Source organism: Tessaracoccus caeni, from assembly GCF_029211185.1.
GTDB lineage: Bacteria > Actinomycetota > Actinomycetes > Propionibacteriales > Propionibacteriaceae > Arachnia > Arachnia caeni.
Genome location: NZ_JARGDO010000030.1, coordinates 1 through 26,688, shown reverse-complemented (window position 1 = coordinate 26,688; position 26,688 = coordinate 1). Strand labels below are relative to the sequence as shown.

Below are 26,688 nucleotides of genomic sequence, written 5' to 3'. Positions count from 1 at the left end.
CCGGGGGGGGGGGGGGGCCCGCCCCCCCCCCGGGCCCTTCTCCCGGGTTTTGTCACCCGGTTCGGTTGTTCCTTCCGTTTGTGCCTGGTGTGGGGGGGGGGGGGGCCCCCCCCCCCCCCCCCAACACTACTGACGAAGCTGCCGCTATCCCGCGGCGACCGGGAGCTTCACCGCGGCCACCAGGTCTTCACCCGGCTGCGCCACAGTGATCGGCGTCGGCAGCACCTGCCCGAACTTCTTCGAGTTCGTCACGATGATCGGGGTCACCGTGGAGTAGCCCGCCGCCTTGATCGCCGCGATGTCGAACTCGACCAGCAGGTCGCCCTTCTTCATCTCGGTCTTGGCCGCCGTGTGCACGGTGAAGGGTGCCCCGTCGAGCTTCACGGTGTCGATGCCGATGTGGATCAGCAGTTCGACGCCGTCCTCGGAGATCAGACCGAGCGCGTGCTTGGTCTTGGCGACCATCGACACCTTGCCGTTGAACGGCGCGTACACCTTGCCCTCAGTGGGATCGATCGCCACACCATTGCCCATCGCGCCAGAGGCGAAGACGGGATCCGGCACGGAGGCCATCGACAGCACACGTCCGGCCATGGGGCTGGAGACGATCGCGGTGGTCGACGCAGCGGCCAGAGCGGCGGTGTAGGACTCGCGAGCCGACTCCTCCAGCTGCTCCTCGGCCTCGGCGACGACCTCCTCGGCGGCCGGCTTCTCGACCGGATCGTCGAAGCCGACGACGTAGACCAGGACCGCCGCGAGAACGAAGGCCACGGCGCAGCCGATGATTTCACCTGGCAGCGACATTGGGTTATCGGGACTGTAGGCATTGACGATAGTCAGCATGCCCGGCAATCCAGCGTAAGCATACTGACGAGCGCCGAACAAGGCGATCACGATGCCACCCGCAGCGCCCGCGATGCAGGCGAGCAGGAACGGGCGCTTCAGGCGTAGCGTCACACCGTAGATGGTGGGCTCGGTGATGCCGAAGACGCCGGTTGCGGCAGCCGATCCCGCGACGCCCTTCAACTCCTTGTTACGGGTCTTGAAGAACACACCGAGGGCTGCTCCCACCTGGGCGACCACGGCCGCGGTCTGGAAGGCTTGGAAGGAGTCGTAGCGGTAGAGCTCGAAGTTGGCCAGCACGACCGGGGTAATACCCCAGTGGATGCCGAAGATGACGGCCACCTGCCAGATGCCGCCGATGATCGCGGCGGCGACCACCGGAGCCACGTCGACCAGCCAGTTGTAGCCGGCGGCAATGCCGTTCGCTCCGGCAGCCGACAACGGGCCGATCACGAGCAAAGTCAGTGGCACAATGACCACGACGCTGATGAAAGGCACGAGCAGGGCCTGGAAAGCACCCTTCAAATAACGGTTCAGGAAGCGCTCCATGTACGACAGCGCCCACACCATCAGCAGCGGAGGGATCACGGTCGAGGTGTAGGTGGTGGGCGACAACGCGATACCGAAGAGGTCAACGGTCTCTCCGTTTACGATCCGGGCGGCCATGGCAGCCCAATCCGGGTTTACGAGGGCTGCAGCCGCGAACACCGCGATGAAAGTGTTGGACTTGAAGTGCTTCGAGGCCGTGATAGCGATGAAGATCGGCAAGAAGGCAAACGGGGACCAAGAGATCATCGAGAAGATCGCATGAGTGTCGGTCTTCTCGAAGGGTTCATGGATCATCTTGATCAAGATCAAGAGGCCCTGCAGGAGGCCTGCACCGGCCAGGATGTAAACGAAGGGCGCGAACACCGCCGACATCGTCGCGATCAGCCGGTTGACCACCGACTGCTTCGGCGCCTCGAGGTTGTCCACATCAGCGGAGAGGTTGGTGTTGGCCATGAGGGCCTCGTGCACCTCGCCCACGTGGGCACCGATGACGACCTGGAATTGGCCGCCGCTCTCGACGACGGTGATGACGCCAGGCAGTTCGCCCACCGTCTCCTTGGCGCCGGCTGGGGTCTCACGCAGCACCAGGCGAAGCCGGGTGGCGCAGCGGGTGGCGCTGACGATGTTCTTCTCGCCGCCCACCTTCTCCAGAATCTGGAGCGCTAGTTTCGGATAGTTACGTACGGGTTCGGCCATTGCTTCCTCCGGAAAGATAGTGACTGGATGCGGCATCCGGAGAGGGCGACCATCGAACCTGACGAGCGCACCATCACCTTTCAGAGGACGCGACGTAGCGCCTCACGGGATGCCGGCTCGGGTTCTTGCCTCACGATTGAGTAACAGGCCCAAAGCTTGACCGAAATATAGATCCAGCGGTGCGGCTTTGGCAAGCGTTCGACGTGCCTCATGTTCTTTGAGCGCGAGGGTGATGGCGGTGCCTCACATACTTTAGGCGCGAAGCTTGCCCGTGTGGAAGGCAAGATCCCGATGGCAGCAAGGCGTCATGTCGAGGACAAGCCGCGCACTGCGTATCGGAAAGCGTCGAAGCAAGGATCCGGGAACCTCGGCGGTCGCAGACTCATTCAAGATGCCCACGTGCCGCGAGTCGTTGACCTATCCCAGGTTGCACGCGCCCGATCGGTGCCGATGGAGCTCACCTTGGCGGCACGTAAAGGGGTCGCGAAGGCCCGACTAGCGCGGTAGCCTAAGCCTCGATTCACCGATGAGCTTTCGGCGGGGCGGTCTGGTGTGATCGGTGCAGGGTGAGTGGCTGTGGGCAGGGGCGTGTTCCGGGCCTCGCTGTCCGGGGTGTTCCACTGGGTTCTCGGTCGTACCGCGGTTGCGGCGGTTGTCAGTTGGCTGTTGCTTGTGGTGGTGCGTGCGTGGTGGTGAACAGCCGGTCGAACGCGGTTTGCCAGGGCCAGGCCTGGGGCAGGTGCAGGGTGATGCGGCGCGCTGACCGGGCCAGGCGTGCCGGGATGGTGATGAGGGTGCGGCGGATCGTCGAGGTTGTTGCTTTGGCGAGCCGGCCGGCGTGGTCGGCGATGAGTCCGGCGGCGCGGGTGAGGTTGAACGCGATCACAGCGAGGACGAGCCAGGCGCTGTTCGCGGTGAACACCCCCGATGGCAGGTGAGCCAGGGGTCCGCCCTTCAGGTCGGCGTGGACCTGTTCGATGATCGCGTGCGCCCGGTGAGTCTTGTCCGCCGCGACGGTTCCCATCGTCGTGTTGTCGGTGGTGGTGAAGAACCCGTGATACCGATAGATGTCGAACAACGTCGGCGCGTCGAGGTTCTTCGGGTTCAGGTCAGGGATCCGCCGCACCGCCAAACGGCCTTCGGCCCGTTCGGTCGGGGGTGTCAAATGGTCTGTGTAAGAGGTCGAGCCGATCTGAAGGAGATTGACTATGACCATGACCAAGAACGAGAAACCGGTGAGCGAGGCCGGCCAGCTGCGGCGTGAGGTGATCAGTGACGAGGTCCTTGACCAGTTGCTGGCCTCGACGAGCGAGCGAGGGATCACGCTCACGGGCGAAGGCGGTCTGCTCCCCGAGCTACTGAAAGCAGTGCTCGAGCGCGGCATGCAAGCCGAGCTGACCGATCATCTGGGATACGCCAGACACGACCCTGCTGGCCGAGGTTCAGGGAACTCTCGTAACGGCACCACGTCGAAGACCCTCGATACCGAGGTCGGACCGATCGAGCTGGAGCGCCCCCGGGACCGGAACGGGTCGTTCGTGTCCAGGCTGGTACCCACCGGGCAACGTCGGCTTGGCGGACTCGAAGACCAGATCATCAGCCTGTATGCCGGCGGAATGGATGATCCGCGACATCCAGCACCACTTGGCTGCGACGCTGGGCACCGAGCTGTCTCACGAGACCATCAGCAACGTTACCGGGGCCGTCGCCGACGAAGTCGCCGCATGGCAGACACGCCCCCTGGGGCGTTCTACCCGGTGATCTACCTCGACGCCCTGGTAGTCAAGGTCCGTGACCAGAACCGGGTCGTGAACCGTCACGCCCATATCGCTGTGGGTGTCGACACCGAGGGCATCAAGCACGTCCTGGGTATCTGGGTCCAAGCCACCGAAGGAGCGAAGTTCTGGGCGAGCGTATGCGCCCAGCTCGCTAACCGTGGCCTGAGCGACGTGCTGATCGTCTGCTGCGACGGGCTGACCGGGTTCCCCGAAGCGATCGAAGCGACCTGGCCTGCGGCGATGGTGCAAACCTGCGTCGTCCACCTGATCCGGGCCTCGATGCGGTTCGTCGCCTACGCCGATCGTAAACCGGTGGCTGCGGCGTTGAAGCCGATCTACACCGTGATCGACGAGGAACAGGCCCTGACCGCGCTCGCGGCGTTCGCTGCCAGCCCTCTTGGCCGCCAGTATCCGGCAGCGGTCGCGACCTGGGAGCATGCCTGGGACCGGTTCATCCCGTTCCTCGATTTCGGGCCCGCCACGAGGAAGGTGATCTACACCACCAACAGCATCGAGTCCTTGAACTATCAGCTCCGCAAGATCATCAAGAACCACGGCCAGTTCCCCAACGATGCCGCAGTCGTGAAGCTGCTCTGGCTCGCGATCCGCAACATCGAGGACAAACGAGCCCGCCAACGCGCGAAAGAGGCCGGCACTCCGAAGGGACAACCCCGCAAAGCCCCACCCAGACTCGTCGAGGGCTCCACTGTTCAGGGCTGGACCAAAGCCCTCAACGAACTCGCGCTGCGCTACCCCGAACGCTTCCCCACCACCTAGAAATCCAGAACCTACTTACACAAAAAATGACAGGCTCGTTCGGTCTTCTTCCGTGAACGGAACGCGGTGAACGGCGTCTCGGCGACCTCTGCTTTGGAGATCCACCGGGAAACCAACTGCACGAGCCTACGCATCGCCGGAGCCCACTTCCCCCAGGTGAAAACCCTCGAGGACTTCAACGTCGATCACCAACCCTCACTACGCCGAGACATCCTTGTGCACCTGGCGACGACGACCTGGATCACGAAAGCAGACAACGTGATCCTGCTCGGCCCTCCCGGGGTCAGCAAGACCCACCTGGAGATCGGGCTCGGCATCAAAGCCGCCCACGCCGGCTACCCAGTGCTGTTCGACACCGCAACAGGCTGGGTCGCCCGTCTGCAGACCGCGCACCAGGCCGGACGGCTCGAGACCGAGTTGAAACGGCCGCGCCGCTACCGACTGCTGATCATCGACGAAGTCGGCTACCTACCCTTCGACGCCGACGCCGCGAACCTGTTCTTCCAACTCGTCGCGTCCCGCTACGAACAGGGCTCGATCCTCGTCACATCGAACATGCCATTCGGCCGATGGGGCGAGATCGTCAGCGACGACATCGTCGCAGCGGCAATAATCGACCGCCTCGTCCACCACGCCGAAGTCCTCACCCTCACCGGTGACTCCTACCGCACCCGCGCCCACCGCGAACTGCTCACAACCCCGCCCGCCATCACGGCAACCGACCACTAGAAACACAACCCCAGGGGGTCAGTATTCGCCGACGAAAAGGGGGCAATTTTCAGCCGTCGTTGACAGTTCCCTTGCTGTTCGCTCATCGAAGTAGGCACCCGGCTATCTGCCTGCGGCCCCACCAGCAGCTACTGCCGTAGTCATTTCGCTGCCAGACCCACCACGGGATCATTACTCCACCCCGCAGCAGCCCACCCGCCAAACCACTGGCTCGCGGATGACTCACCGCGCCCGTCCCATATCCGTCGGGTTTCAGGACGGTAATACGTCAAGACAGGTACTCACACCGGTTCCTCGCGTATACCTCTTCAACAACGCTCGCCGCGCCCACACCATCCGACAGTGCTGGCCCGTCACGGCTTTGTCAGGGCTGCTCCCACCCAACCCGGTCGTCTCCCCGAGCTGGACTGCCCCAGCTTCCCAAGCCCCCGCTACGACAGGCGCCCACGATGCAGATCTCTCACCCCCCACCCGAACAACAAGCGCCTCATGGCGCACAGTGACGTCATACAAGACCAACATGCCTGGCCCGATGCCCGCTTTCGCCGCGCAGGCCCTTGTCAACCAATCTTGGAACCTGGCTTCGCGTAGAGCGGGAGCCGGCGCTTGATCGTTGGATAGGACGCCGATCGGATACCGATCTCGGCGAGGGTCTCGATCAAGTCGAGCTTCGAGCCAGGATGCACGATCCTGGCCATCACCAAGTGCTCGAACATCTGATCACCATCGGTGGCGGTATCGAAGCCCAACCCCCGGTAAACGGCCCGGATCGCGTCGATCAGATACCCGGCACGCTCCCCCACGAGATCGCTAACGGCGCCTCTGCCGAACCCGTCATCGCAACCTCGGCGCCGATGGCCAGCCTCGGTTGGCGGTCATCGATCAGACGCTGCGCACGAGCGCTCACCAAAGCCAACTCCTCGTCGGTGTGAGCTGAGCCGATATGATCCAGGACCGGTTTGCTGTCCCGGTAGCGCCGGATCACCTGCACCGCTCGAGCACCAGAGCCGGTCGGCACCACTATAGCTTCGACGGGGCCGCAACCACACACCTGACCCCCACCGCGGTCAGTTCACGACACAGACCAAATCCCGGTCGGCCCAGCCTCGTGGGCCCCCGCCACCGGCCCAGGCAACCGCTGGATCCACGATCGGACGCCGCCGAACGCAAGGGTCAGCCTCTGCTCGAACACCTTACCCGTGACACCATCGATCGCTGTCGCTGCCACCGACCGAGCGTGCACTTCCAAGCCCAGCACTCACACCCCTCTGTAAACATCGGGATCTCCCACAACTGCTCAGTTTGACCGCGCAGGCGCCTCCTGCTCGACAACCCACAAGTGTTTGCGACCATGCCCGGGCCCGGAACCCTCCAACGGAGGGACCACTCATACCGCCTAGACACGCGCAACTCAGGTTCGAGTCCACGCTCCTGATAGCCCCGGCCACAGGCTCACAGTCGGGCGAGACACCCCACCCAGTTCCACGTTCATCTGGTTCGCTACCCCTTCAGAGGCCAGCAACACGGTCCTTGCCCGCACCGCAGCACTGGCCGGCACCTCGCCGAACGCAACGTGCGTTCCAACTCGTCACAATCACCCGGCGTCAACACAAGGGCGGGAGAGGTTCTATTCACCATGGAACCCATCCTCCCGCCCAAACGTAACCCTACTTCATCGACACAACACCAGAGAGATCCCCGCCCAAACTAAGGGCGTTAATCACGGGGTGATTAATCACACCCAACCGCGTGTCACATAAATAAACATCGACCACTTCACGGGAGAATTAAGTTACCACACAAAAGTTCTCTTGGAAGAAGCGGCCGATGCGATACCAGTCTACTACAGGACTTCCCAAGACCACCATCCTGGAAATCGTTACCAGGATCCACCAGGTCATGACAGCTCGGGGAATGTCGTATCGCGGGTATCGGTTCGGGCTCTACAAACAAGTCGAGATCACGTTGCTACTGCTGCGCCAGAACATGTCACAGATGGTGGCGCAGACATGCACGGCATCTCGCAGCCCACGATCTCTCGTGTCTACCGCAGAACCTGCGCCCTGCTGGAGAGCGTGCTGGTGTTCACCGGCATCAGCCTGACCGAGGCCATCGATCAAGACCACCTGATCCTGGTCGACGGTACCTTCGTCCCCACCGGGAACCGGCCAGCCAGCGGCCACGGCAGCGCGAACTACTCCGGGAAACGCAAGGTCCAGTGCCTATCGATCCAGATCGCCTGCACCGCTACCGGGGAACTGATCGCTGTCTCCGACCCGGTCCCCGGCGCCCGCCACGACGCGAAAGCACTCGAGCTGTGCGGCTGGGCCACCATCCTCAACCAAGACACAGTGAACTGGGTCGCCGATACCGCCTATATCGGCACCACCGCGATCACACCGATCAAGAAGACTCCTGGCAGGGAGCGTTTGGACTGGGAAAAGGAGTTCAACCGAACGATCGCCGGGCTACGGGCACCCGTCGAGCATTGCATCGCTCACTTGAAGAACTGGAAAATTCTCTCCAAGGGCTACCGAGGCCGGATCGCGGAACTCCCCGGAATCATCCGGATCGTGACTAAACTAGAACTACTCCGAACCGACTGGTAAACCACCCATGAATAACGCCCTAAGACCTGTTTCAGCTAATGGAGACCCAGCCTATGGCCCATATCGAGTCGGAAGAGATTGTCATGGACACAACATCAAACAAAAGGCGTAAACCGCTCCTCGCCCTTAATGACTCAGCGTCACTACCCCTTTAGGTTAGTACCCAATTTCTTATTGATATCACTAATGCTAGTCAAGCAACGAGCCTTTTCAACCAGAACCTTGGTAACACCTAAGTCGTCGAATTTACGCCATTTGGTCGTGCCGGTGTCATTGTACGCGACCAACAGTGATCCGTTACGAGTGATCGCGTATCCGCAGTACCCGGGCTTCAACTCAAACGCGTCCCAGTCAAAACCCGAGGGAGTCTTCTTTCCCGGCTGGACAGTCGTAGTCTTCGCGCCTTTCGCAAGCTTGATCCCACCCAGCACACCAGGTTTTCCATCAGGCACATTCTTGAAGTCGGTCCCGAACGTGATACTAACCTTGCTTTTAGAATTGACAGTCCCAGAACCACACAATGGCCCATTGCATGGATCAGCGACAGCAGAAGCCGGTACCACACTAGGACCAAGAAGCAAGACAATTGCCGCGATGGTAGATCCAACTCCGCGAAACAAGGTTCTCATAAAACCCTCCATATCGATAGGCCCCTCATCAGCGAGGTGCCTCTTCGCTGACAATAGCACATTCACACGACGTCCTGACACGCTGGTCTTCCACCGTCGAGGCGGGCGGCGATCGCCTCTGCGACGTTGGCGGGCACGTAGGGGGTGACGTCGCCGCCGAGCTTGATCACCTCGCGCAGGATGGTGGAACTCAGCGTGAGGTGTTCGCGCGCGGCGGGCAGAAGGATGGTCTCGAGGCCGGTGAGGCCGCGGTTCATGTGGGCCATCTGCACCTCGAAGTCGAAGTCGGCGCCGAAGCGCAGCCCTTTGACCACGGCGGTGATGCCGCGCTCGCGGCAGAAGTCGACCAGCAGCCCCGACATGGGCTCGACGGTGACGCCCTCGAGGTCGGAGAGCGCACCCTGCACCAGCGCGGTGCGCTCGTCGAAGTCGAAGAGGTACTTCTTCTGGGAGTTGCGTCCGACGGCCACCACCACGTCGCCGAACAGCTGATGCGCACGACGGATGATGTCGACGTGACCCACGGTGATCGGATCGAAGGATCCCGGACACAGCACCTTTGGCATGTTCTTCCCCTGCTCTAGTCGGTGGCGCCGAAGTACAGCACCGTCTCACCGTAGCCGCGTTCCCACACGTCGGTGAAGACCGCCGGCCATACCGGCGCCGCACCCCGCGCCGAGCGCTCCACCACCACCAGCGCCCGGGGCGCCAGCCTGCCATGCGTCACCAGGGCGGTCAGCACATCGTCGACGATCTCGGCCTCGTAAGGCGGATCGAGGAAGACCAGGTCGAAGGCCTCCCCCGCCGCGCCGGCGAACTGCTCGGCCCGCGCCGCCCTCACCTCGACGCGCAGCCGGGCGTCCTTGGCATTGGCCTCGATCAGAGCCGCTGTCTGCCGGTCGTGCTCGACGGCGACCACCCGCGCCGCACCGCGACTGGCGGCCTCCAGCGCGATCGCACCAGAGCCGGCGCACAGATCGAGCACGGATAGCCCGGCCAACTGTTCGGCGGGATCGCCGTCGGTGGTATCGAACCACGACGCGAGCGCGGAGAACAGCGCCTCACGCACCCGATCGGTGGTGGGACGGGTGCGGTCGCCCTTGGGAGCGGCGATCCGGCGGCCCTTGGCCGAGCCCGCGATGATTCTTGCCATCAGTTCTTCTCCGCCCACTCGCTGCCCCACAGCTCGGCTTGGGTCACGAGATCGGCCAACAGGGGGTCTTCGGTGGCCCGCGAATCGGCCAGCACGCGCTCCGCCAGCTGCTTGGCGGCGCCGATCATGGCCTCGTCGTCCAGCACGCGCAGCAGCTTGAGCGACGATCCGCCCGACTGCGCGGCGCCCAGCACGTCGCCCTCGCGGCGCAGCACCAGATCTTGCTCGGCCAGCTCGAAGCCGTCAGTGGACGCCGCCAGGGCCCGCAGTCGCTGTGCGGCGACGCTGTCCTCTTCTTCTTTCATGGGAGCCAGCAGCAGGCACAGCCCTGGCCATTGCCCGCGCCCGATCCGGCCGCGCAGCTGATGCAGCTGCGAGATGCCGAAGCGATCGGCGTCGACCACCACCATCACCGACGCGTTGGGCACGTCGACGCCCACCTCGATCACCGTGGTGGCCACCAGCACGTCCAACTCGCCGGCGGCGAAGCGCGCCATGGTCTCGTCGCGTTCGGCCGTCGGCAGCTTGCCGTGCGCCATGCCGACGCGGAGACCCGCCAGCGCCCCGCCCGAGAGCTGCTCATACAGCTCGGTCACCGCGGTGGGAGTGCGATCGGCCCCGGGCTCCATGCCCACCTCGAGCTGCTTTCCGGAGATCGCAGGGCACACCACGAAGGCCTGCCTCCCCTGGGCCACCTCCTCGCGGATCCGGCTCCAGGCGCGTTCCACCCAGGCGGGATGGGTGACGGTGTTGACGGGCACCGTCTGCACCTCGGCCCTGCCGCCGGGGCGCTCGCGCAGCTCGCTGACATCGAGATCACCGAAGACGGTCATCGCGATGGAGCGCGGGATGGGAGTGGCCGTCATGATCAGGGTGTGGGGCCGTTGCCTGGCCTTGGCGGAGAGCGCCGCCCGCTGCTCGACGCCGAAGCGGTGCTGCTCGTCGATCACCACCAGGCCGAGGTCGAAGAACTCGACGGGGTCGCTGAGCAGGGCGTGCGTGCCGACGACGATGCCCGCCTCGCCGGTGACGATCCGGTTCATCGCATCGCGCTTGGCCGCAGCCGACCCGCTCCCGGTGAGCAGCGCGACGGAGGTGGCGGACGGGTGCGCGCCCAGCGTGCCGCCGTCGGCCAGATCGCCCAGCAGCGCGGTGATCGTCGCATGGTGCTGCTTGGCGAGCACCTCGGTGGGCGCGAGCAGCACGGCCTGGCCCCCGCTGTCGACCACCGCGAGCATGGCCCGCAGCGCGACGATAGTTTTACCGGAGCCCACGTCGCCCTGGAGCAGCCGATGCATGGGAGACGAACCGGCGAGCTCCTGGAAGATCTCCTCCCCCACCGCCACCTGGCCCCGGGTGAGCGGGAACGGCAGCCGCTCGTCGAAGGCGTCGAGGATGCCGCCCACCGTGCGGCGACGTGGGGTGGCCGGTTCCTTGGCCTGCTCGGCCCGACGCCGCGCCATGGCGAGCTGGATGCCAAAGGCCTCGTCGAATCGGAGCCGCTCGATGCCCTCCTCCGCCTCACGCGCGTCGGTGGGCTCGTGCACGGCGGTCAGCGCTGTCTGCAGGCTGGGCACCCCGGCGGCCTGGACGACCCAGGTGGGCAGCGTGTCGCCCAGGTGGCGAAGGCCCGGCAGCACCAGCTCGATCGCTTCGGCGACGTTCCAGGTGGGCAGCGTGGAGGTGGCGGGGTAGATGCCCACCAGCCCGGCGCGCTGCACCTGACGGCCCATCACCTGGCGGTCGGCCGCCTTCTTGCCGCGGACGTGCGGCCCGTCGAGCATCACGAACTTGGGATGCGTGAGCTGGAGATCCTGCTGGAAGGTTCCCACCCGACCGATGAAGATGCCCCGCTCGCCCGGCTTGAGGGCCTTCACGAAGGCCTCGACCAGGTACTTCTTGGGAGCGAAGAAGGTGACGCCAAGGTTGCGGTCGCCGTCGGTGATGACGGCCTCGACCCGGGTGGCCCGGCCATGTCTCACTGTCACGCCGCGCACCTTGGCGACCACCGCCACGTCCTCCCCCACCTCAAGGTCGGCGAAGGAACTCATCTCAGTGCCGGCGATGTAGCGCCGCGGAACATGGCGCACCAGATCGTCGACGGTTTCCAACCCCAGCTTGCGCAGTTCCGTCGCGGTCTTGGCGCCCACCACGTCGGGCAAGCGACGATTCAGCTCGCGATAGATGGGGGTGCGCCACATGCTTCTCACCTTATCGACCCCCACAGACAGCAACCGGCGGCTCGCCTGAGCGAGCCGCCGGTTGAATGCCTATCGGGCAGGTGAGGTCAGCGAGAGACCTTGCCGGCCTTGATGCAAGAGGTGCACACGTTGAGGCGCTTGGGAGCACCCTCCACGGTCGCACGCACACGCTGGATGTTGGGGTTCCAGCGGCGGTTGGTCTTCTTCTTCGACCAAGGCACGTTGTGCCCGAAGCTGGGACCCTTGGCGCAGATGTCACACACGGCAGCCATCGGAATCTCCTTGTTGCAGATGCCAGACACGAATCTCGCGCCTGGTCGGTTTGAGGGGCTGTCCCGACCGAACCGGCCGCAGACAACCGAAGAATCATAACGTGCCGGGCCCGGAATCACCAAAGCCGTCACCGCGCTCTCCTCGAGGCTCGGCCGCGGACGGCCTCGCACCTCGAAGAGCGTAGGTTACGAACGTTTCTTGCCGCCGCGACGGCCGCCCCGGCGCTCGCCACCGTCGGCCTGCACCTGGGAGTCGACCGGCTCGTCGAACTTCAGGTAGCCGGCGCCCGCGCAATGCGAGCACTCCTCGGTGAACGCCTCCGCCAGACCGGTGCCGATCTTCTTGCGGGTGAGCTGGACCAGACCCAGGCTGGTGACCTCGGCCACCTGGTGACGAGTGCGGTCGCGACCGAGGCACTCGACGAGGCGTCGCAGCAGCAGCTCGCGGTTGCTGGGCAGCACCATGTCGATGAAGTCGATCACGATGATGCCGCCGATGTCGCGCAACCGCAGCTGACGCACGATCTCCTCGGCCGCCTCCAGGTTGTTGCTGGTGACAGTGGCCTCGAGGTTGCCCGCCGAGCCGGTGAACCGGCCGGTGTTGACGTCGATGACGGTCATGGCCTCGGTGCGGTCGATAACCAGCGAACCACCGGAGGGCAGGAAGACCTTGCGGTCGAGCGCCTTGGCGATCTGCTCGTCGATCCGGTACTTGGCGAAGACGTCCTTGCCGTCCTCGGCAGGCTCGAAGCGCTGGAGGCGCTCGGCCAGGTGCGGGGCGACGTGCTGCACGTAGGCGGAGATCGCGTCGAACGAGTCGTCCGGTCCGCCGTTGCCCTGCACCACCAGCGTGGCGAAGTCTTCGGTGAAGAGGTCGCGCACGATGCGCAGCGTCAGGTCGGGCTCGGTGTAGAGCGAGGCGGGGCCGCCGCCCTTCGCCACGCGCTTCTCGATGACCTCCCACTGGGCCTTCAGACGGTTCACGTCGCGGACCAGCTCTTCCTCGCTGGCTCCCTCGGCAGCAGTGCGCACGATGACGGACTCCTGCTCGGTGATCACGTTGGCGAGGATGTCGCGGAGGCGGTGGCGCTCGTTGTCGGGCAGCTTGCGGGAGATGCCGGACAGGTGGCCGCCAGGCGAGTAGACGACGTAGCGGCCGGGCAGCGAGATGTGGCTGGTGAGCCGGGCGCCCTTCTGGCCGACCGGATCCTTGGTGACCTGCACCAGGACCATCTGGCCCGACTTGAGCACGTTCTCGACCTTGCGGCCCTCACCCGTGACGCCGAAGTGATCCCAGTCGACCTCGCCGGCGTAGAGCACGGCGTTGCGGCCGCGGCCGATGTCGATGAACGCGGCTTCCATGCTGGGCAGCACGTTCTGCACGCGACCCAGGTAGATGTTGCCGATCAGCGACGTGGCGGAGTCGCGGTCGACGTAATGCTCGACGAGGATGCCGTCCTCCACCACCGCCAGCTGGGTGTACTCATCGGCCTGGCGGATCACCATGGCGCGGTCCACCGACTCGCGGCGGGCCAGGAACTCGGCCTCGCTCAGGATGGGGGCACGACGGCGCCCGGCCGCGCGGGACTCCTTGCGGCGCTGGCGCTTGGCCTCCATGCGGGTGGAGCCTTCGATGCCGGTGATCTCGTCGCTGCTCGTGCCCTCGCCCGATTCGGCCTCGCCACGGCGGCGACGGCGGCGACGACGGCGCGTCACGGTTCCGGAGTCGCCGTCCGAATCGCCTTCCTCAGCGTCCGAATCGGACTCGGCAGCAGGCTCCTCCGTCGAAGACTCCGACTCTTCAGCGGTGTCCTCGGCAGCGTCGGCGTCCTGATCGTCGCCCTCCTTGGACGGACGACGACGGCGACGACCACCCCGACGGCGACGACGGCGCGGCTGGGAGTCCTCATCCGAATCGTCGTCGGACGACTCCTCGTCGTCTGCGTCGTCAGAGTTCTCGTCGTCGCCCTGGGCATCCTCGGCGTCATCGGAATCTTCGTCGTCGGGCTCGTCGGCCAGATCCTCGGCGACGTCCTCGGCGGTCTCGTCGTCGACGTCCTCGCTGGATTCTTCCTCGCGGGACTCATCGTCGCCGGCAGCGATGGCGCCGGCAAGCGCGGCGAGCTGAGCGGCGCGATCGGCCGCATCCGGGGTGCTATCGGTGGTTGCCTTGCGACGTGCAGCGGCGGCCTCCTCGGCGGCGCGCAGCGCGGCCTCGAGCTCGTCGTCCACCGCGGAGGCTGCGCCGGAACGGTCTTCCTTCCTGCCCCTGCCCTTCGGCCCGCTCGCCTTGGCGGGCGCGGCCTTCCGGGTGGAGGAACGACGGCGTGCGGGACGAGGGGTCTCCGGCGCTTCCGCGGCCGCCGGCTGGGCGACTTCAGTGACGGGCTCGACGGATGCGATCTCCTTGGCGGGCGCCGGTGCCGCCAGTTCGGGAGACACCTTCGGGGAGGCCAGTTCCTTGGCCTTGGACTTCGGTGCAGCTTCAATGGCGGGAGCCTGGAAGGTCACCTGGGGCGCGGCGGCTTTGCGGGTGGCCCGGCGGCGCGTCGGCGCCTTGACCTCGGGCTCGTCGACCGGCGTGTCGGAGGCGGTCACCACAGCGGGGCTCTCGGCGGCGAGCTGCGTGACAGGGGTGCGGGGGGCCTCGGCCGCAGGCTGCTCGACGCCCTGGACAGGCGGACCGGCCTTGCGCCCGGCGGCCCGACGACGACGCGGGGCCGGGGCGGTTTCGGGTTCCACAGGGGTGTTCTCGATGTCGGACATGCGACTCCTCACCTGCGCGTTCATCGCGCGGATTGGCACAGCGCGAGCCGTGCTCAAGACTGACGATCAGGCGTCCCGGAGCAGTCGCGGTCGGTGTGTCGTCGCGGTGCAGCTCTCAGGTCGCGTGGCACCGGCGGCGCCGTGACCTAATCGTTATTCTCGCACATCCCGGCAAATTCCGGGGGTCTCTTCCCATCCTCGGCGCTCGACGCCACGGCCTCACCGCAGCGGATCGCCGATCTGATCGCCGGCCAACGGGCCCTGTGCAATGCGGGTCAGCAGCGCGGATTCCGGCACGTCAGGCTCCAATCGCCGCAGCGCGGTGAGCACGTCGTCGGGGCGAACCAAGGGCACCCCATGCTGCAGGCGAACCTCCAGGGTTCGCTGGTCGCGAACCGTCAGCGCGACCAGCTGGGCGCGCACATCGAAGGTGCGCAGACCGTTCTTGGTCATCCGCTCGACCTCGCACCGCTCGGCGCCCAACAGGGCTGCCGCCGCGCGCTCCAGCACGCCGTCGCCGGCCTCGATCTCCATCGTCCAGTCGGACGCCTGGAGCAGTTCCCCCAGCGACTCCTTGCGCGCGTCGGCCGCGTCCACGATCTCGAAGCCCGACGGCAGCACCTCGTTCAGCGCGAGCCTCAGCTTCTCGGCCGAGCAGGCCGCGCTGAGGCCAAGCTCAACGTACTCGGCTTCGGACGCGGCACCGGTGGGCGACGCATTGGCGTAGGAGATCCGGGGATGGGGCGAGAAGCCGGACGAGTAGGCCATCGGCACGTCGGCGCGTCGCAGCGCGCGTTCCAAGGCCCGGCTGAAGTCGCGATGAGACGTGAACCGCGCGGGCCCTCGCTTGGCGTATCGCAAGCGCACCTTCTGCACGGGCGGCGGCTGCTGGACCGGTTGACGCTTTCCCACGACGCCCCATCATAGAGTGGAGGCGATGAGCAACCAGACGAGTGAGACCGTGCAACCGGCGAATGCTGCACCTTGGCGACTGAGGGGCTGGGTGCTGGCCCTCGTGCTAGTGGGGCACCTCTGCGCGCTCTACACCCCGGGTGGCCCGGAACCGGGCTTCTTCGACCTCTTGCTTCCCGATGGGTCGGACAAGTTGGTGCACGTCGGGCTCTTCGCGGTTCCGGCCTTCCTGCTGCGCCGGATCACGGCACGCTGGTGGCCGATCCTGCTGCTCGCACTGCACGCACCGATCAGCGAACTGATCCAGTGGCGCTTCGTGCCTTACCGCAGCGGCGACCCGCTGGATCTCCTGGCCGATGTCGTCGGCCTCGCTCTTGGCGTCGCAGCCGCGGCGTGGGTGAGTCGAAGAAAGAGGGTCAGCTGAGGTCGTTTGTGACGACGCTCAGCGGCAACAAGGTACGCCCCGTCGGACCGATCTGGATGTCGGTGCCCATCTGAGGGCACACGCCGCAGTCGAAGCACGGCGTCCAGCGGCAGTCCTCGACCTCCACCTCGTCCAGCGCGTCCTGCCAGTCCTCCCATAGCCAATCGCGGTCGAGGCCGGCATCCAGGTGGTCCCACGGCAGCACCTCCTCGTACTCGCGCTCACGGGTGGTGAACCACGCGAGGTCGATGCCGAAGGCCGCGAGCTCCTCGTTCGCCGCGGTGGTCCAGCGCTCGTAGTCGAAGTACTCGCTCCAGCCGTCGAACTTGCCGCCCTCGCGCCAGACCCGCTCGATGACCCGGCCGACGCGACGGTCGCCGCGCGAGAGCAGGCCCTCGATGATGCCGGGCTTGCCGTCGTGATAGCGCAGCCCGATGGCCTTGCCGTAGTTGCGATCCTGGCGGATGGTGTCTTTAAGCAGCATCAGCCGATGATCGATGGTCTCGGCGTCGCACTGCGCGGCCCACTGGAACGGCGTGTGAGGTTTCGGCACGAAGCCGCCGATAGAGACGGTGCAGCGGATGTCGCGCGTGCCTGAGGCCTTGCGGCCAGTCTCGATCACGCGGGTGGCCAGAGCCGCGATGGCCAGCACGTCCTCATCGGTCTCGGTGGGCAGCCCGCACATGAAATAGAGCTTGACCTGGCGCCAGCCGGAGCTGAAGGCCGCGGCGACGGTGTTGATCAGGTCGTCCTCGGAGACCATCTTGTTGATCACCTTGCGCATCCGATCGGACCCGCCTTCGGGAGCGAAGGTGAGGCCGGAGCGGCGGCCGTTGCGCGACAGCTCATTGGCCAGGTCGATGTTGAACGCGTCCACCCGCGTCGACGGCAGCGACAGCGACACGTTGGAGCCCTCGTAGCGGTCGGCCAGCTGCCGGGTCACCTCGGCGATCTCCGAATGATCGGCGCTGGAGAGCGACAGCAGGCCGATCTCCTCCAAGCCGGTCGAGCGAAGTCCGCCCTCGACCATGGCGCCGATGGTGTCGATGCTGCGCTCGCGAACCGGGCGGGTGATCATGCCCGCCTGGCAGAACCGGCAGCCGCGGGTGCAGCCGCGGAAGATCTCGACAGAGTAGCGCTCGTGCACCGTCTCAGCCAGCGGAACGACGGGCTTCTTGGGATAGGGCCACTCGTCGAGGTCGAGCAGGGTGTGCTTGCGTACCTGGAAGGGCGCCTCGGGCCGATTGGGCGCGACGCGCTGGATGCGCCCGTCGTCGAGGTAGTCGACATCGTAGAAGCGGGGGACGTAGAACGCACCGGTCTCGGCCAGCCGGAGCAGCACGCCCTCGCGTCCTCCGGGGCGGCCCTCCTGCTTCCATTCGCGCACGATGTCGGAGATCAGCAGCGAGGCCTCTTCTCCGTCCCCCAGCACGGCGAGATCGATGAAGTCGGCGATGGGCTCGGGGTTGAAGGCGGCATGCCCGCCGGCGATGACGAGGGGCTCGTCGTCGCCCCGGTCGACGGCGTGCAGCGTCATGCCGGCCAGGTCGATCATCGAGAGCAGATTGGTGTAGCCGAGCTCGGTGGAGAACGAGATGCCGAACAGGTCGAACGCCTTGACGGGGCGGTGCGCGTCGAGAGTGAACTGCGTCAGCCCCGCCTCCCGCATCGCCGCGTCCATGTCGGGCCAGACGGTGTAAGTGCGCTCGGCCAGGATCCAGTCGCGCTCGTTGAGGATCTCGTAGAGGATCGCGACCCCCTGGTTGGGCTGCCCCACCTCGTAGGCATCCGGGTAGGACAAGCACCAGCGCACCTCGGTGGACTCCCACTCCTTGACGACGCTGTTGGGCTCGCCGCCGACGTACTGGATGGGCTTGGAGACCTTCGAGAGCAGCGGCTCCAGACGCGGGTAGATCGACAGCTCCGGCACGGCGATGGGATTGGTCATAGTCATGGCCCCGTCAGAATAACCAGTGCCCCGATGCAGTTCTAGGGCCGCGCAGCGACCTGAGCACCGGGAGCAGTCTCGCGGGGCAATCCACGCCGGCGTGCCAGGACGTCGATCACCGCGGCGGAGACGAGCAGCGCCGCCAACTGAATCAACACCTCGGGACCGGCCACGCCAGCGGAGCGATCGAAAAGACCCTGCACTCCGATCCACGGCACCAGCAGCATGCCGAGCAGGTTGTTGGCGACGTGCAGCGCGATGGCGGCCTCCAAACCGCCGGTGCGCCAGGTGATCACGCTGAAGACCAAGGCGATCGCGAAGTAGAGCACGTTCAGCCAGGGATCGGTGGCTCCGTGCACGACCATGAAGATCGACGACGACACCACGGTGCCGACGATGAAAGACGCCCTCCTGTCCGCGATCCACGCACCGAACAGCCGAGGAAGCAGGCCGCGCATCGCGTACTCCTCGCCCGCGGCCTGGAGCGGTGTGGTGAGCAGGATTCCCACCAGGAGGAGCCACGTCTCCGGCCGCTGCTGGAGGTCCAGCTCGGACCAGGCGAGCGCGTACTCCCCACCCACCACGATCGCCAGCGGCACCGCGGCCACCAGCAGGCAAGTGGCCAGCCACCCCCACCGCATCCGGCCCTGGACGGAGTTCAGGTACCCCACCTTCTGGCCGACGATCAGCCCCGCCACCACGACGGCCGGGATCAGCGTGGCGAGGATCACGTTGTTGCTGAGGAACAGGCCCGGCGTGATGTCGTCGAGCCGGCCCTCGAGAAGACTCGCAGGAAGCGGATCGACGCCGAGCCCCAGGTCGATCACGAACCACACCGCGACCGACGCGATCATGCCCGCGACCAGGATGCCCACCGCCACCAACAGCCCCACCAGCGGCTTCCACCAGGCGATGCCGGAGGTGTGCCAGAAGGCGTGATAGGGCGTGGGTTCGACCGGCAACGCCGGTCCCTTCTTGGGCACCGGCTGATACACGTATCCCGGCGGCGGCTGGTGCGCGGAAAAGACGGCGGGCTGTCGATCGGTCACACCACAAGCCTACGAGGTGCCTCAGACAGTCCCCATGGACAGGGCGACTACCCGAACCAGAGCGCCAGTTCGGCCGCCGCGGATTCCTCGGAGTCGGACGCGTGCACGCAGTTGTTGCACACCGAGGTGGCGAAGTCGGCCCTGATGGTGCCGGCGTCGGCCTTCGCGGGGTCGGTGGCGCCGTTGATCTCGCGCACCTTGGCGATCGCGTCGTCGCCCGAGAGCCGCACGGCGACGAGCGGCCCGCTGACCATGAACTCGCGCAGCGGCGGGTAGAAGTCACGTTCCAGGTGTGCGGCGTAGTGGCGGTCGGCGAAGTCGCCGTCGATGGTGCGCATGTCCATCGCCTCGATGCTCAACCCGGCGGCCTCGTAACGGGCGAGGATGGTGCCCACAAGGTGGTCGGCCACGGCGTCGGGCTTGATGATGACGAAAGTGTGTTGCGTCACTGCTCCGCTTTCTCGTTTCGGTGTTCGAGCCTCTTGCCGAGCACGAACGATGTCGTCCAAATCAATGCGAACACAATACCCATCGCGTACATCCATGGGGTCAACACACCCAAGGCGACGGCCAGCGCTTGGGCCAGCCAGCCGGCGTAGAAGCCCCAGCCCTTGCGCAGGCCGCCGACGGCGACGATGGCGAGCAGGGAGGCGACGGAGGTCCACAGCACCGCGGTGCCGACCGCAACCCCGGAGATCTGGACCATGCCGGCGAAGGCCAGCCAGAACACGACCACCTCGAAGATCAGCACCGACATCAGAGCGCTCATCATCGGGTTTCGGGGTTGCAGCCTCACCGGTCGTCCTCTCCGCGTGCGACGAGCAGGTCGCGAGCCTCGCCGGCGGCGATCACCGATCCCGCGACGAGCACCCCGGCTTGCTCGGAGGCGGTGTCCGCGAGCATCACGGCCAGATCCAGGGCGTCGGCCATGTTCTGCGCCCGCCGCACCTGGCCGGCCGGCCAGATCTGCTCGGCGAGCGTCGCCAGATCGTCCACCTCGCGGGCGCGCGGGCTGGACGAGACCTTCGTGATCACCACCTGGTTCATCTCTTCGGCGAAGATCTCCAGCACCTGCTGGGCGTCCTTGTCCTGCATCATCGCCACGACGCCGATCAAGGGGCGGAAGTCGAAGGACTCCTTGAGCGCGTCGATCGTCGCTCGCGCCGCCTGCGGGTTGTGGGCGGTGTCCAGCACCACCGGCGGGGAGGTCCGCACGCGCTCCAGCCGAGCCGGAGCCTCGACCGATCCGATGCCCTCGACGATGATCTCGGGATTGAGCGGCTTCCCACCGAGGAAGGCCTCGGCGGCGGCCACCGCCAGGGCGGCGTTGCGCGCCATGTGCTCGCCGTAGACAGGAAGGAACACGTCGCCGACCGGGCCGCCCTCCGTCTCCAGGCGCAGCAGCTGCCCCCCGACTGCCGACTGGCGCGCCAGCACCCCGAAGTCGGGCCCCTCGGCCTTGACCTTGGCCCCCACCTCGACCGCGCGCTGCAACAGCACCGCCGCGGCCGCGGGATCCTGCCCGGCCAGCACCGCCGTCGAGCCCTCCTTGATGACGCCGGACTTCTCACCCGCGATCTCCTGGATGGTGTTGCCCAGAATGTGGGTGTGGTCGAGGCCGATGGGAGCGATGGCGGCGACACTCGCGGTGGCGACGCTGGTGGCGTCCCAGCGTCCGCCGAGGCCCACCTCCATCACGGCCACATCGACGGGCGCGTCGGCGAAGGCCGCATAGGCCATGCCGGTGATCACCTCGAAGAACGTCATCGCGACGCCGTCGTGGCGCTGCTCGTCGACCATCTCAACATAGGGCTGGATGTCCTGCCACATCTCAAGGAAGCGCTCGCGGGAGATCGGCTCGCCGTCGATGTGGATGCGCTCGCGCACGTCGCTGAGGTGGGGACTGGCGAACCGCCCCACCCGCAGGCCGGCCGCACGCAGCACGGCGTCGATCATGATCGCGGTGCTGCCCTTGCCGTTGGTGCCGGCCACCTGGATCACCGGCACCGCGTTCTGCGGGTCGCCGAGAAGCTCCATCAGAGCGGCGATCCGGTTGAGACTGGGGGCGACCCTGTGCTCCGGCCAACGGCTGGTGAGGGACTGGGTGAGCTGCGCGTAGGCGTCGTTCGTCATGATGGGCCTAAGACTATCCGCGGGATCTGCAAACCCATGCTCCGACTAGAGTGTGCGGCGGAAGTTCACCTGCGACCCCCTGCGCACGGCTGCCCGGATTCTTGAAGATTCAGGCAGTTCGGAATCATTTCGACGCGCGGTTCGTTGAGCAACTAACGCCGTCCTATCTACCGAGGAGCCCCGTCGACATGGCCAACAACTCATCCTTGAGCCGCCGAGCCGCGCTGCGCCAGCAACAGGAACAGGAAGAACGTGCGGCCAAGAACCGTCGCATTCTGGGCTTCGGTCTCGGCGCCGTCGCCCTGGCGGTGGTGGTGATCCTCGTGGTCGTCGTGGCGCAGACCATCGGCAAGCGTCAGCAGGCCGCGTCCGAACAGCTCACTCCCCCCAATGCCACCTCGGATTACGGCATCCTCGCCGACGCGAAGAAGCCCGTCGACGGCACCCCGCACGTGGTGATCTACCAGGACTTCCAGTGCCCCGCGTGCGCGAGCTACGAGCAGTCTTTCGGCCCCATCATCTCCAGCCTCGTCGATAAGGGCGACATCACCGCGGAGTTCCGCACGGCGCACTTCATGGACAACAACATCGGCAACGATTCCTCCGTGCGAGCCGCCCTCGCCGCCGCAGCCGCCGACGAGGTGGGCCACTACGACGCCTACCACAAGGCCATCTTCGACGCCTTCGCCGGCAACGGCTACACCGAGCAGCAACTGCGCGTCGAGTTCCCCGAGACCGCCGGCATCACCGGAGAAGACCTGACGCGGTTCCAGCTGCTCTACGACGGCAAGGCCTTCCAGGACTTCGTCGACGGCGTGGCGAACTCCATGCAGGCCGACGGCGTCACCGGCACGCCCACCTATCTCGTGGACGGGACGAAGGTGGAGTTCACCGACACCACAGAGGAGTCTGTGTTGACGGTGATCACGGAGGCCTACCAGGGCTGAAGTCGCGCTCCTCTTCGCGATTCTGGCAGCACCCGGGAAGCGGCTAAAATCCCCTTCCATGACTACCGCTGAACACAGCTCCGCCCTGCCCGCCAAGCCCGCCCTCGAAGGTTTGGAGGCCAAGTGGGGCCAGGTATGGCAGGACGAGGGCACCTACGCCTTCACCCGGCCGGCCTCGCGCGAGCAGGTGTTCAGCATCGACACGCCGCCGCCCACGGTGTCCGGCTCGCTGCACGTCGGGCACGTGTTCAGCTACACCCACACCGACACGATCGCGCGCTACCAGCGGATGCGCGGCAGATGCGTGTTCTACCCGATGGGCTGGGACGATAACGGGCTGCCCACCGAGCGCCGCGTGCAGAACTACTACGGCGTGCGTTGCGACCCGTCGATCCCCTACGACCCCGACTTCCAGCCGCCGGCCAAGCCCGACCCGAAGCGCCAGGTGCCGATCAGCCGGCGCAACTTCGTCGAGCTGTGCCACGAGCTGACCGCCATCGACGAGCAGGCCTTCGAGGCGCTGTGGAAGCAGCTGGGTCTGTCGGTGGACTGGAACACGCTGTACGCCACTATCTCCAGCGACGCTCAGGCTGTGGCGCAGCGCGCCTTCCTGCGCAACCACGCTCGCAGCGAGGCCTACCTCAGCTACGCGCCGACGCTCTGGGACGTGACCTTCCAGACCGCCGTGGCTCAGGCCGAACTGGAGGCCCGCGACTACCCCGGCCACTACTACCGCGTCGCCTTCCACAAGGCCGACGGCGAGCCGGTCTACATCGAGACCACCCGTCCCGAACTGCTGGTCTCCGTGTGTGCCCTGATCGCCCATCCCGACGACGAGCGCTACCAGGATCTCTTCGGCAGCACCGTCACCTCTCCCCTGTTCGGGGTGGAGATCCCGGTGCTGGCGCACCACGCCGCCGAGCCCGACAAGGGCGCCGGCATCGCGATGTGCTGTACCTTCGGCGACCTCACCGACGTGCAGTGGTGGCGCGAGCTCAACCTGCCCACCCGCACGGTGATCGGCCGCGATGGCCGCCTGCAGCGCGAGACCCCCGAGTGGATCGCCAACCCGGAGGCCTACGAGGCGCTGGCCGGCAAGACCACCTTCTCCGCCCGCGAGGCCACCGTCGCCGCCCTGCGCGACGCCGGCGACCTGGACGGTGAGCCCAAGGCGACCATGCGCAAGGCGAACTTCTTCGAGAAGGGCGACAAGCCGCTGGAGATCGTCGCCACGCGTCAGTGGTACATCACCAACGGCGGCCGCGACGAGGAGCTGAAGGCCACGTTGCTGGCGCGCGGCGAGGAACTCGCCTGGACGCCGGAGCACATGAAGCACCGCTACGAGAACTGGGTGGGCGGCCTGAACGGCGACTGGCTGATCTCGCGCCAGCGCTTCTTCGGCGTGCCCTTCCCCGTCTGGTACGCGTTGGACGCCGACGGCGAGCCCGACTACGAGCATCCGCTGGTGGCCGACGAGGCGTCGCTGCCCGTCGATCCGGTCAGCGAGGCGCCGGCCGGCTACTCCGAGGAACAGCGCAACCAGCCGGGCGGCTTCATGGCCGATCCGGACGTGATGGACACCTGGGCCACGTCCTCGCTCACGCCGCAGCTGGCCTGTGGCTGGGAGCGCGACCCCGAGCTGTTCGACCTCACCTTCCCGATGGACATGGCGCCCCAGGCCCACGACATCATCCGCACCTGGCTGTTCAGCCGCGTGGTGCGCTCGCACTTCGAGCACGGCTCGCTGCCGTGGAAGCGCGCGACGATCTCCGGCTTCGTGACCGATCCGGATCGCAAGAAGATGAGCAAGTCGAAGGGCAACGTGGTGGTGCCCACCGACATCCTGGACCGCTTCGGCTCCGACGCCGTGCGCTGGCGCGCCGCCATGGCCCGCCCGGGCACCGACTCGCCGTTCGACGAGACCCAGATGAAGGTGGGTCGACGCCTCGCCATGAAGGTGCTCAACGCGGGCAAGTTCGTGCTGACCCTCGCCCCAGAGCCGGGCGACGCCAGGCTGGTGACCAACCCGCTGGATCTGGCGATGCTCGCCGGCCTGCGCTCCGTGGTGGAGACCGCCACCGCAGCCTTCGACGAGTTCGACTACACGCGTGCGCTGGAGGCGGCCGAGAGCTTCTTCTGGTCGTTCTGCGACGACTACCTGGAGGCCGTCAAGGAGCGCGCCTACGGCACCCACTCGTCCGAGGCCGAGCACGCCTCGGCCCGCGCGGCGCTGGCCCTGGCCCTCGACGTGCAGCTGCGCCTGCTGGCGCCGTTCATGCCCTACTCCACGGAAGAGGTGTGGAGCTGGACCCACGAGGGCTCCATCCACCGCGCCGCGTGGCCGAGCGTCGACGAGCTGCCCGCCGACGGCAACCCGGAGCTGCTGGCCGACCTGGCCGCCGCCCTGATCGCCGTGCGCGGCGCCAAGTCGAACGCGAAGGTCTCGATGAAGACCGAGGTGGTCAAGGCCGCCTTCGCCGGCCCGGCGGCCTCGATCGGTCGCCTGCAGGCCGTCGAGGCTGACCTCCGCGCGGTGGGCCGCCTCGTCGGCGACATCACTTGGGCCGACGCCGACCACCCGTTGTCCGTCGACGTGGAGCTCGCCAGCTGACCTGCCCCCACGCTCTTTGAGGTGCGAAGGCTCCCGGCGAGGAACGAGCCCGGAGCCTGAGCCTCGAAAAGACCCAGCCGGCAGCCGAACAGCGGTCGCTACCGGAGGTCGCGGTAGCTCTATTCTCTCGTCGCACCTCGGCCCATCGCCAACGGCCACGGACCCGCGGCGAGAAGGAGGATGTGCCAGAGTGAGCGCATGGACAGTAGCGGGCGCGTGGTGCAGCTCGTCCTGTGCACGGAGGGACAGATGCTGGGGGCGCTCCCGCCGTTTCCGGTCGAGGTGCCGTGGTGGCCCGAGGTGGGCGACATCGTCGACGGCGCGCGCGACCGCTTCGGGCTCGAGATCGCGGTGCTGCGCCTGATCGGTTGTCCGACGGACCGACGCTCGGGAGGCGAGGTCACCTACCTCGCCGAGGTGATGGCGCCAGGCGACGTCCCGGCGTCGGTGCTGCGCGGCCTGTTGCCCTGGACCGGACATCCGGGTGACCCGCTGGCGGAGCATCCGTTGCGGCAGCCGTGGGCTCGGCCGGGCGGACCCGCTGCGGCGCTCGCGTGGGCGAGGGAGCGGCTCACCGAGCAAGGAGTAGAGGTCATCGGCTCTGCGGAGCAGCGGAAGTCGTGGAATCTCTCTGCAATCTGGCGCATACCGACGAGCGCTGGCGCGGTGTGGCTGAAGTGCGTGCCGGAGTTCTTCGCTCACGAGGGCGCGGTCATCCGCGCCGTCGGCGCATCGCTCGCCCCGGTTCTGCTGGCCGCCGAGCCTGGACGCATCCTGCTGGCGGACATCGCGGGTGAAGACCATCACGACGCCACGGGCAGCATCCTGCCTCCGATGATCGACCTGCTCGTCGCCGAGCAGGCGCACTGGATCGGGCGCGACGACGAGTTGTTCGCGCTCGGTCTGCCGGATCGCCGACTACCGGCGGTCGCCCCGCGCATCGCGGAGGTCGCGGAGTCCTACGCCGATAAGCTCACACACTCCGAACGTCACGACCTGCGCCGACTCGTAGACCAAGTGCCCGAACGCATCACGGAGCTTGAGGCGTGCGGGATCCCGAACACCTTGGTGCACGGCGACTTCCACTCGGGCAACGTGCGCGGCCGCCCCGGCTCCCTCGTGATCCTGGACTGGGGCGACAGCGCGGTAGGTCATCCGTTGACAGACGAACTCGCATTCACCAGGGCACTCGGCGCGGCCGACCGCGCGGTTGCGGCGGCGCATTTCGCCCGAGCGTGGCAGGCGCTGTTGCCCGGTTGCGATCCGTCGCGAGCGGCGGAACTCCTGCAGCCCGTCTCTGCCCTGATCGGCGCCGTGCAGTACGCGGATTTCGTGGATGCCATCGAGCCCGACGAGCACGTCTACCACCTCGCCGACGTGCCCGCGCTCCTGCGCCAGGCCGTCGCCGCCACACGCTGAGCGTCGCGCCGAAGGAGCGCAGCGACCCAGCACCCGTCGAAAGATCCCGCGTAAAACTGGCTATCTGGCACGGCGTGTACCTATCACGCCATATACGTCGCCGAAGGGGGCCTGCTGTAAGAGATTCCGCAGGTAGGTGCGTGTCGGTGACGTAGGACAGGCACGAGTCTCGGTAGGAGAGGTGGTATCTGACGCCGCTTCTTCCCCGAGGTACTCGTGCCTGCACTGCCATCTTTCATCATG

Annotated in this window: 20 protein-coding genes and 1 pseudogene; 7 read left to right on the top strand and 14 right to left on the bottom strand. The window is 66.5% G+C overall.

Features of this window, described 5'->3' with window-relative positions:
* Nucleotides 1–144: 144 nt before the first annotated feature.
* Nucleotides 145–2,088 (bottom strand): beta-glucoside-specific PTS transporter subunit IIABC, encoded by a 1,944-nt coding sequence (locus P0D62_RS18255; protein ID WP_275703964.1) that lies wholly within the window; start codon nucleotides 2,086–2,088, stop codon nucleotides 145–147.
* Nucleotides 2,089–2,743: 655 nt separating this feature from the next.
* A pseudogene (locus P0D62_RS18250) lies at nucleotides 2,744–3,247 on the bottom strand (transposase); the annotation flags it as partial.
* 49 nt (nucleotides 3,248–3,296) lie between these two features.
* Here P0D62_RS18250 and P0D62_RS18245 point away from each other — a divergent pair.
* Nucleotides 3,297–4,643: an IS256 family transposase gene (locus P0D62_RS18245; RefSeq protein ID WP_275703963.1), complete on the top strand. Its 1,347-nt coding sequence runs from the start codon at nucleotides 3,297–3,299 to the stop codon at nucleotides 4,641–4,643.
* Nucleotides 4,644–4,709: 66 nt separating this feature from the next.
* Nucleotides 4,710–5,372: an IS21-like element helper ATPase IstB gene (gene istB, locus P0D62_RS18240; protein WP_275703962.1), complete on the top strand. Its 663-nt coding sequence runs from the start codon at nucleotides 4,710–4,712 to the stop codon at nucleotides 5,370–5,372.
* A 560-nt stretch (nucleotides 5,373–5,932) separates the two neighbouring features.
* On the opposite strand, the gene P0D62_RS18235 is transcribed toward istB, so the two are convergent.
* Nucleotides 5,933–6,175, bottom strand: coding sequence for a hypothetical protein (locus P0D62_RS18235; protein ID WP_275703961.1), 243 nt, complete (start codon nucleotides 6,173–6,175; stop codon nucleotides 5,933–5,935).
* A 1,206-nt stretch (nucleotides 6,176–7,381) separates the two neighbouring features.
* Here P0D62_RS18235 and P0D62_RS18230 point away from each other — a divergent pair.
* Nucleotides 7,382–7,981 (top strand): transposase family protein, encoded by a 600-nt coding sequence (locus tag P0D62_RS18230; protein ID WP_275703960.1) that lies wholly within the window; start codon nucleotides 7,382–7,384, stop codon nucleotides 7,979–7,981.
* Between the two features lie 691 nt (nucleotides 7,982–8,672).
* Here the strand turns inward: P0D62_RS18230 and coaD are convergent.
* From coaD to P0D62_RS18200, 6 genes are all read right to left on the bottom strand, one after another.
* Complete coding sequence (coaD, locus tag P0D62_RS18225) at nucleotides 8,673–9,176, bottom strand: pantetheine-phosphate adenylyltransferase (RefSeq protein WP_275703959.1); 504 nt, start codon at nucleotides 9,174–9,176, stop codon at nucleotides 8,673–8,675.
* Nucleotides 9,177–9,190: 14 nt separating this feature from the next.
* Nucleotides 9,191–9,763, bottom strand: coding sequence for a 16S rRNA (guanine(966)-N(2))-methyltransferase RsmD (gene rsmD, locus P0D62_RS18220; protein ID WP_275703958.1), 573 nt, complete (start codon nucleotides 9,761–9,763; stop codon nucleotides 9,191–9,193).
* A complete protein-coding gene (locus tag P0D62_RS18215; RefSeq protein WP_275703957.1) occupies nucleotides 9,763–11,964 on the bottom strand; it encodes an ATP-dependent DNA helicase RecG in 2,202 nt (733 codons plus the stop codon). The genes rsmD and P0D62_RS18215 overlap by 1 nt, the downstream gene beginning before the upstream one ends.
* An 86-nt stretch (nucleotides 11,965–12,050) precedes the next feature.
* The gene (rpmB, locus tag P0D62_RS18210; RefSeq protein WP_275703956.1) at nucleotides 12,051–12,236 is read right to left on the bottom strand and encodes a 50S ribosomal protein L28; all 186 of its coding nucleotides are present in this window, start codon (nucleotides 12,234–12,236) and stop codon (nucleotides 12,051–12,053) included.
* 186 nt (nucleotides 12,237–12,422) lie between these two features.
* Entirely contained in the window at nucleotides 12,423–15,002 is a 2,580-nt protein-coding gene (locus P0D62_RS18205; protein ID WP_275703955.1) for an Rne/Rng family ribonuclease, read from the bottom strand.
* 219 nt (nucleotides 15,003–15,221) lie between these two features.
* Complete coding sequence (locus P0D62_RS18200; protein WP_275703954.1) at nucleotides 15,222–15,914, bottom strand: TIGR03936 family radical SAM-associated protein; 693 nt, start codon at nucleotides 15,912–15,914, stop codon at nucleotides 15,222–15,224.
* Nucleotides 15,915–15,939: 25 nt separating this feature from the next.
* On the opposite strand from P0D62_RS18200, the gene P0D62_RS18195 reads away from it, so the two are divergent.
* Nucleotides 15,940–16,338: a VanZ family protein gene (locus P0D62_RS18195; RefSeq protein ID WP_275703953.1), complete on the top strand. Its 399-nt coding sequence runs from the start codon at nucleotides 15,940–15,942 to the stop codon at nucleotides 16,336–16,338.
* Here the strand turns inward: P0D62_RS18195 and P0D62_RS18190 are convergent.
* The 5 genes from P0D62_RS18190 to P0D62_RS18170 are packed head-to-tail and all read right to left on the bottom strand — an operon-like array spanning nucleotide 16,331 to nucleotide 21,468.
* The gene (locus tag P0D62_RS18190) at nucleotides 16,331–18,286 is read right to left on the bottom strand and encodes a TIGR03960 family B12-binding radical SAM protein (RefSeq protein WP_275703965.1); all 1,956 of its coding nucleotides are present in this window, start codon (nucleotides 18,284–18,286) and stop codon (nucleotides 16,331–16,333) included. The genes P0D62_RS18195 and P0D62_RS18190 overlap by 8 nt on opposite strands.
* Before the next feature lie 41 nt (nucleotides 18,287–18,327).
* Nucleotides 18,328–19,335, bottom strand: coding sequence for a CPBP family intramembrane glutamic endopeptidase (locus P0D62_RS18185; protein ID WP_275703952.1), 1,008 nt, complete (start codon nucleotides 19,333–19,335; stop codon nucleotides 18,328–18,330).
* Nucleotides 19,336–19,382: 47 nt separating this feature from the next.
* Entirely contained in the window at nucleotides 19,383–19,784 is a 402-nt protein-coding gene (gene ndk, locus P0D62_RS18180; RefSeq protein ID WP_275703951.1) for a nucleoside-diphosphate kinase, read from the bottom strand.
* Complete coding sequence (locus tag P0D62_RS18175; RefSeq protein WP_275703950.1) at nucleotides 19,781–20,131, bottom strand: DUF4233 domain-containing protein; 351 nt, start codon at nucleotides 20,129–20,131, stop codon at nucleotides 19,781–19,783. The genes ndk and P0D62_RS18175 overlap by 4 nt, the downstream gene beginning before the upstream one ends.
* Nucleotides 20,128–21,468, bottom strand: a complete 1,341-nt coding sequence (locus P0D62_RS18170; RefSeq protein ID WP_275703949.1) for a bifunctional folylpolyglutamate synthase/dihydrofolate synthase — start codon at nucleotides 21,466–21,468, stop codon at nucleotides 20,128–20,130. The genes P0D62_RS18175 and P0D62_RS18170 overlap by 4 nt, the downstream gene beginning before the upstream one ends.
* A gap of 188 nt (nucleotides 21,469–21,656) precedes the next feature.
* Here P0D62_RS18170 and P0D62_RS18165 point away from each other — a divergent pair, with 188 nt between their 5' ends.
* The 3 genes from P0D62_RS18165 to P0D62_RS18155 all read left to right on the top strand — a co-directional run bounded on the left by P0D62_RS18165 (nucleotide 21,657) and on the right by P0D62_RS18155 (nucleotide 26,445).
* The gene (locus P0D62_RS18165) at nucleotides 21,657–22,415 is read left to right on the top strand and encodes a DsbA family protein (protein WP_275703948.1); all 759 of its coding nucleotides are present in this window, start codon (nucleotides 21,657–21,659) and stop codon (nucleotides 22,413–22,415) included.
* Nucleotides 22,416–22,473: 58 nt separating this feature from the next.
* The gene (gene valS, locus P0D62_RS18160; RefSeq protein ID WP_275703947.1) at nucleotides 22,474–25,026 is read left to right on the top strand and encodes a valine--tRNA ligase; all 2,553 of its coding nucleotides are present in this window, start codon (nucleotides 22,474–22,476) and stop codon (nucleotides 25,024–25,026) included.
* 198 nt (nucleotides 25,027–25,224) lie between these two features.
* Entirely contained in the window at nucleotides 25,225–26,445 is a 1,221-nt protein-coding gene (locus P0D62_RS18155) for a phosphotransferase family protein (protein ID WP_275703946.1), read from the top strand.
* The last annotated feature ends 243 nt before the right edge of the window (nucleotides 26,446–26,688 follow it).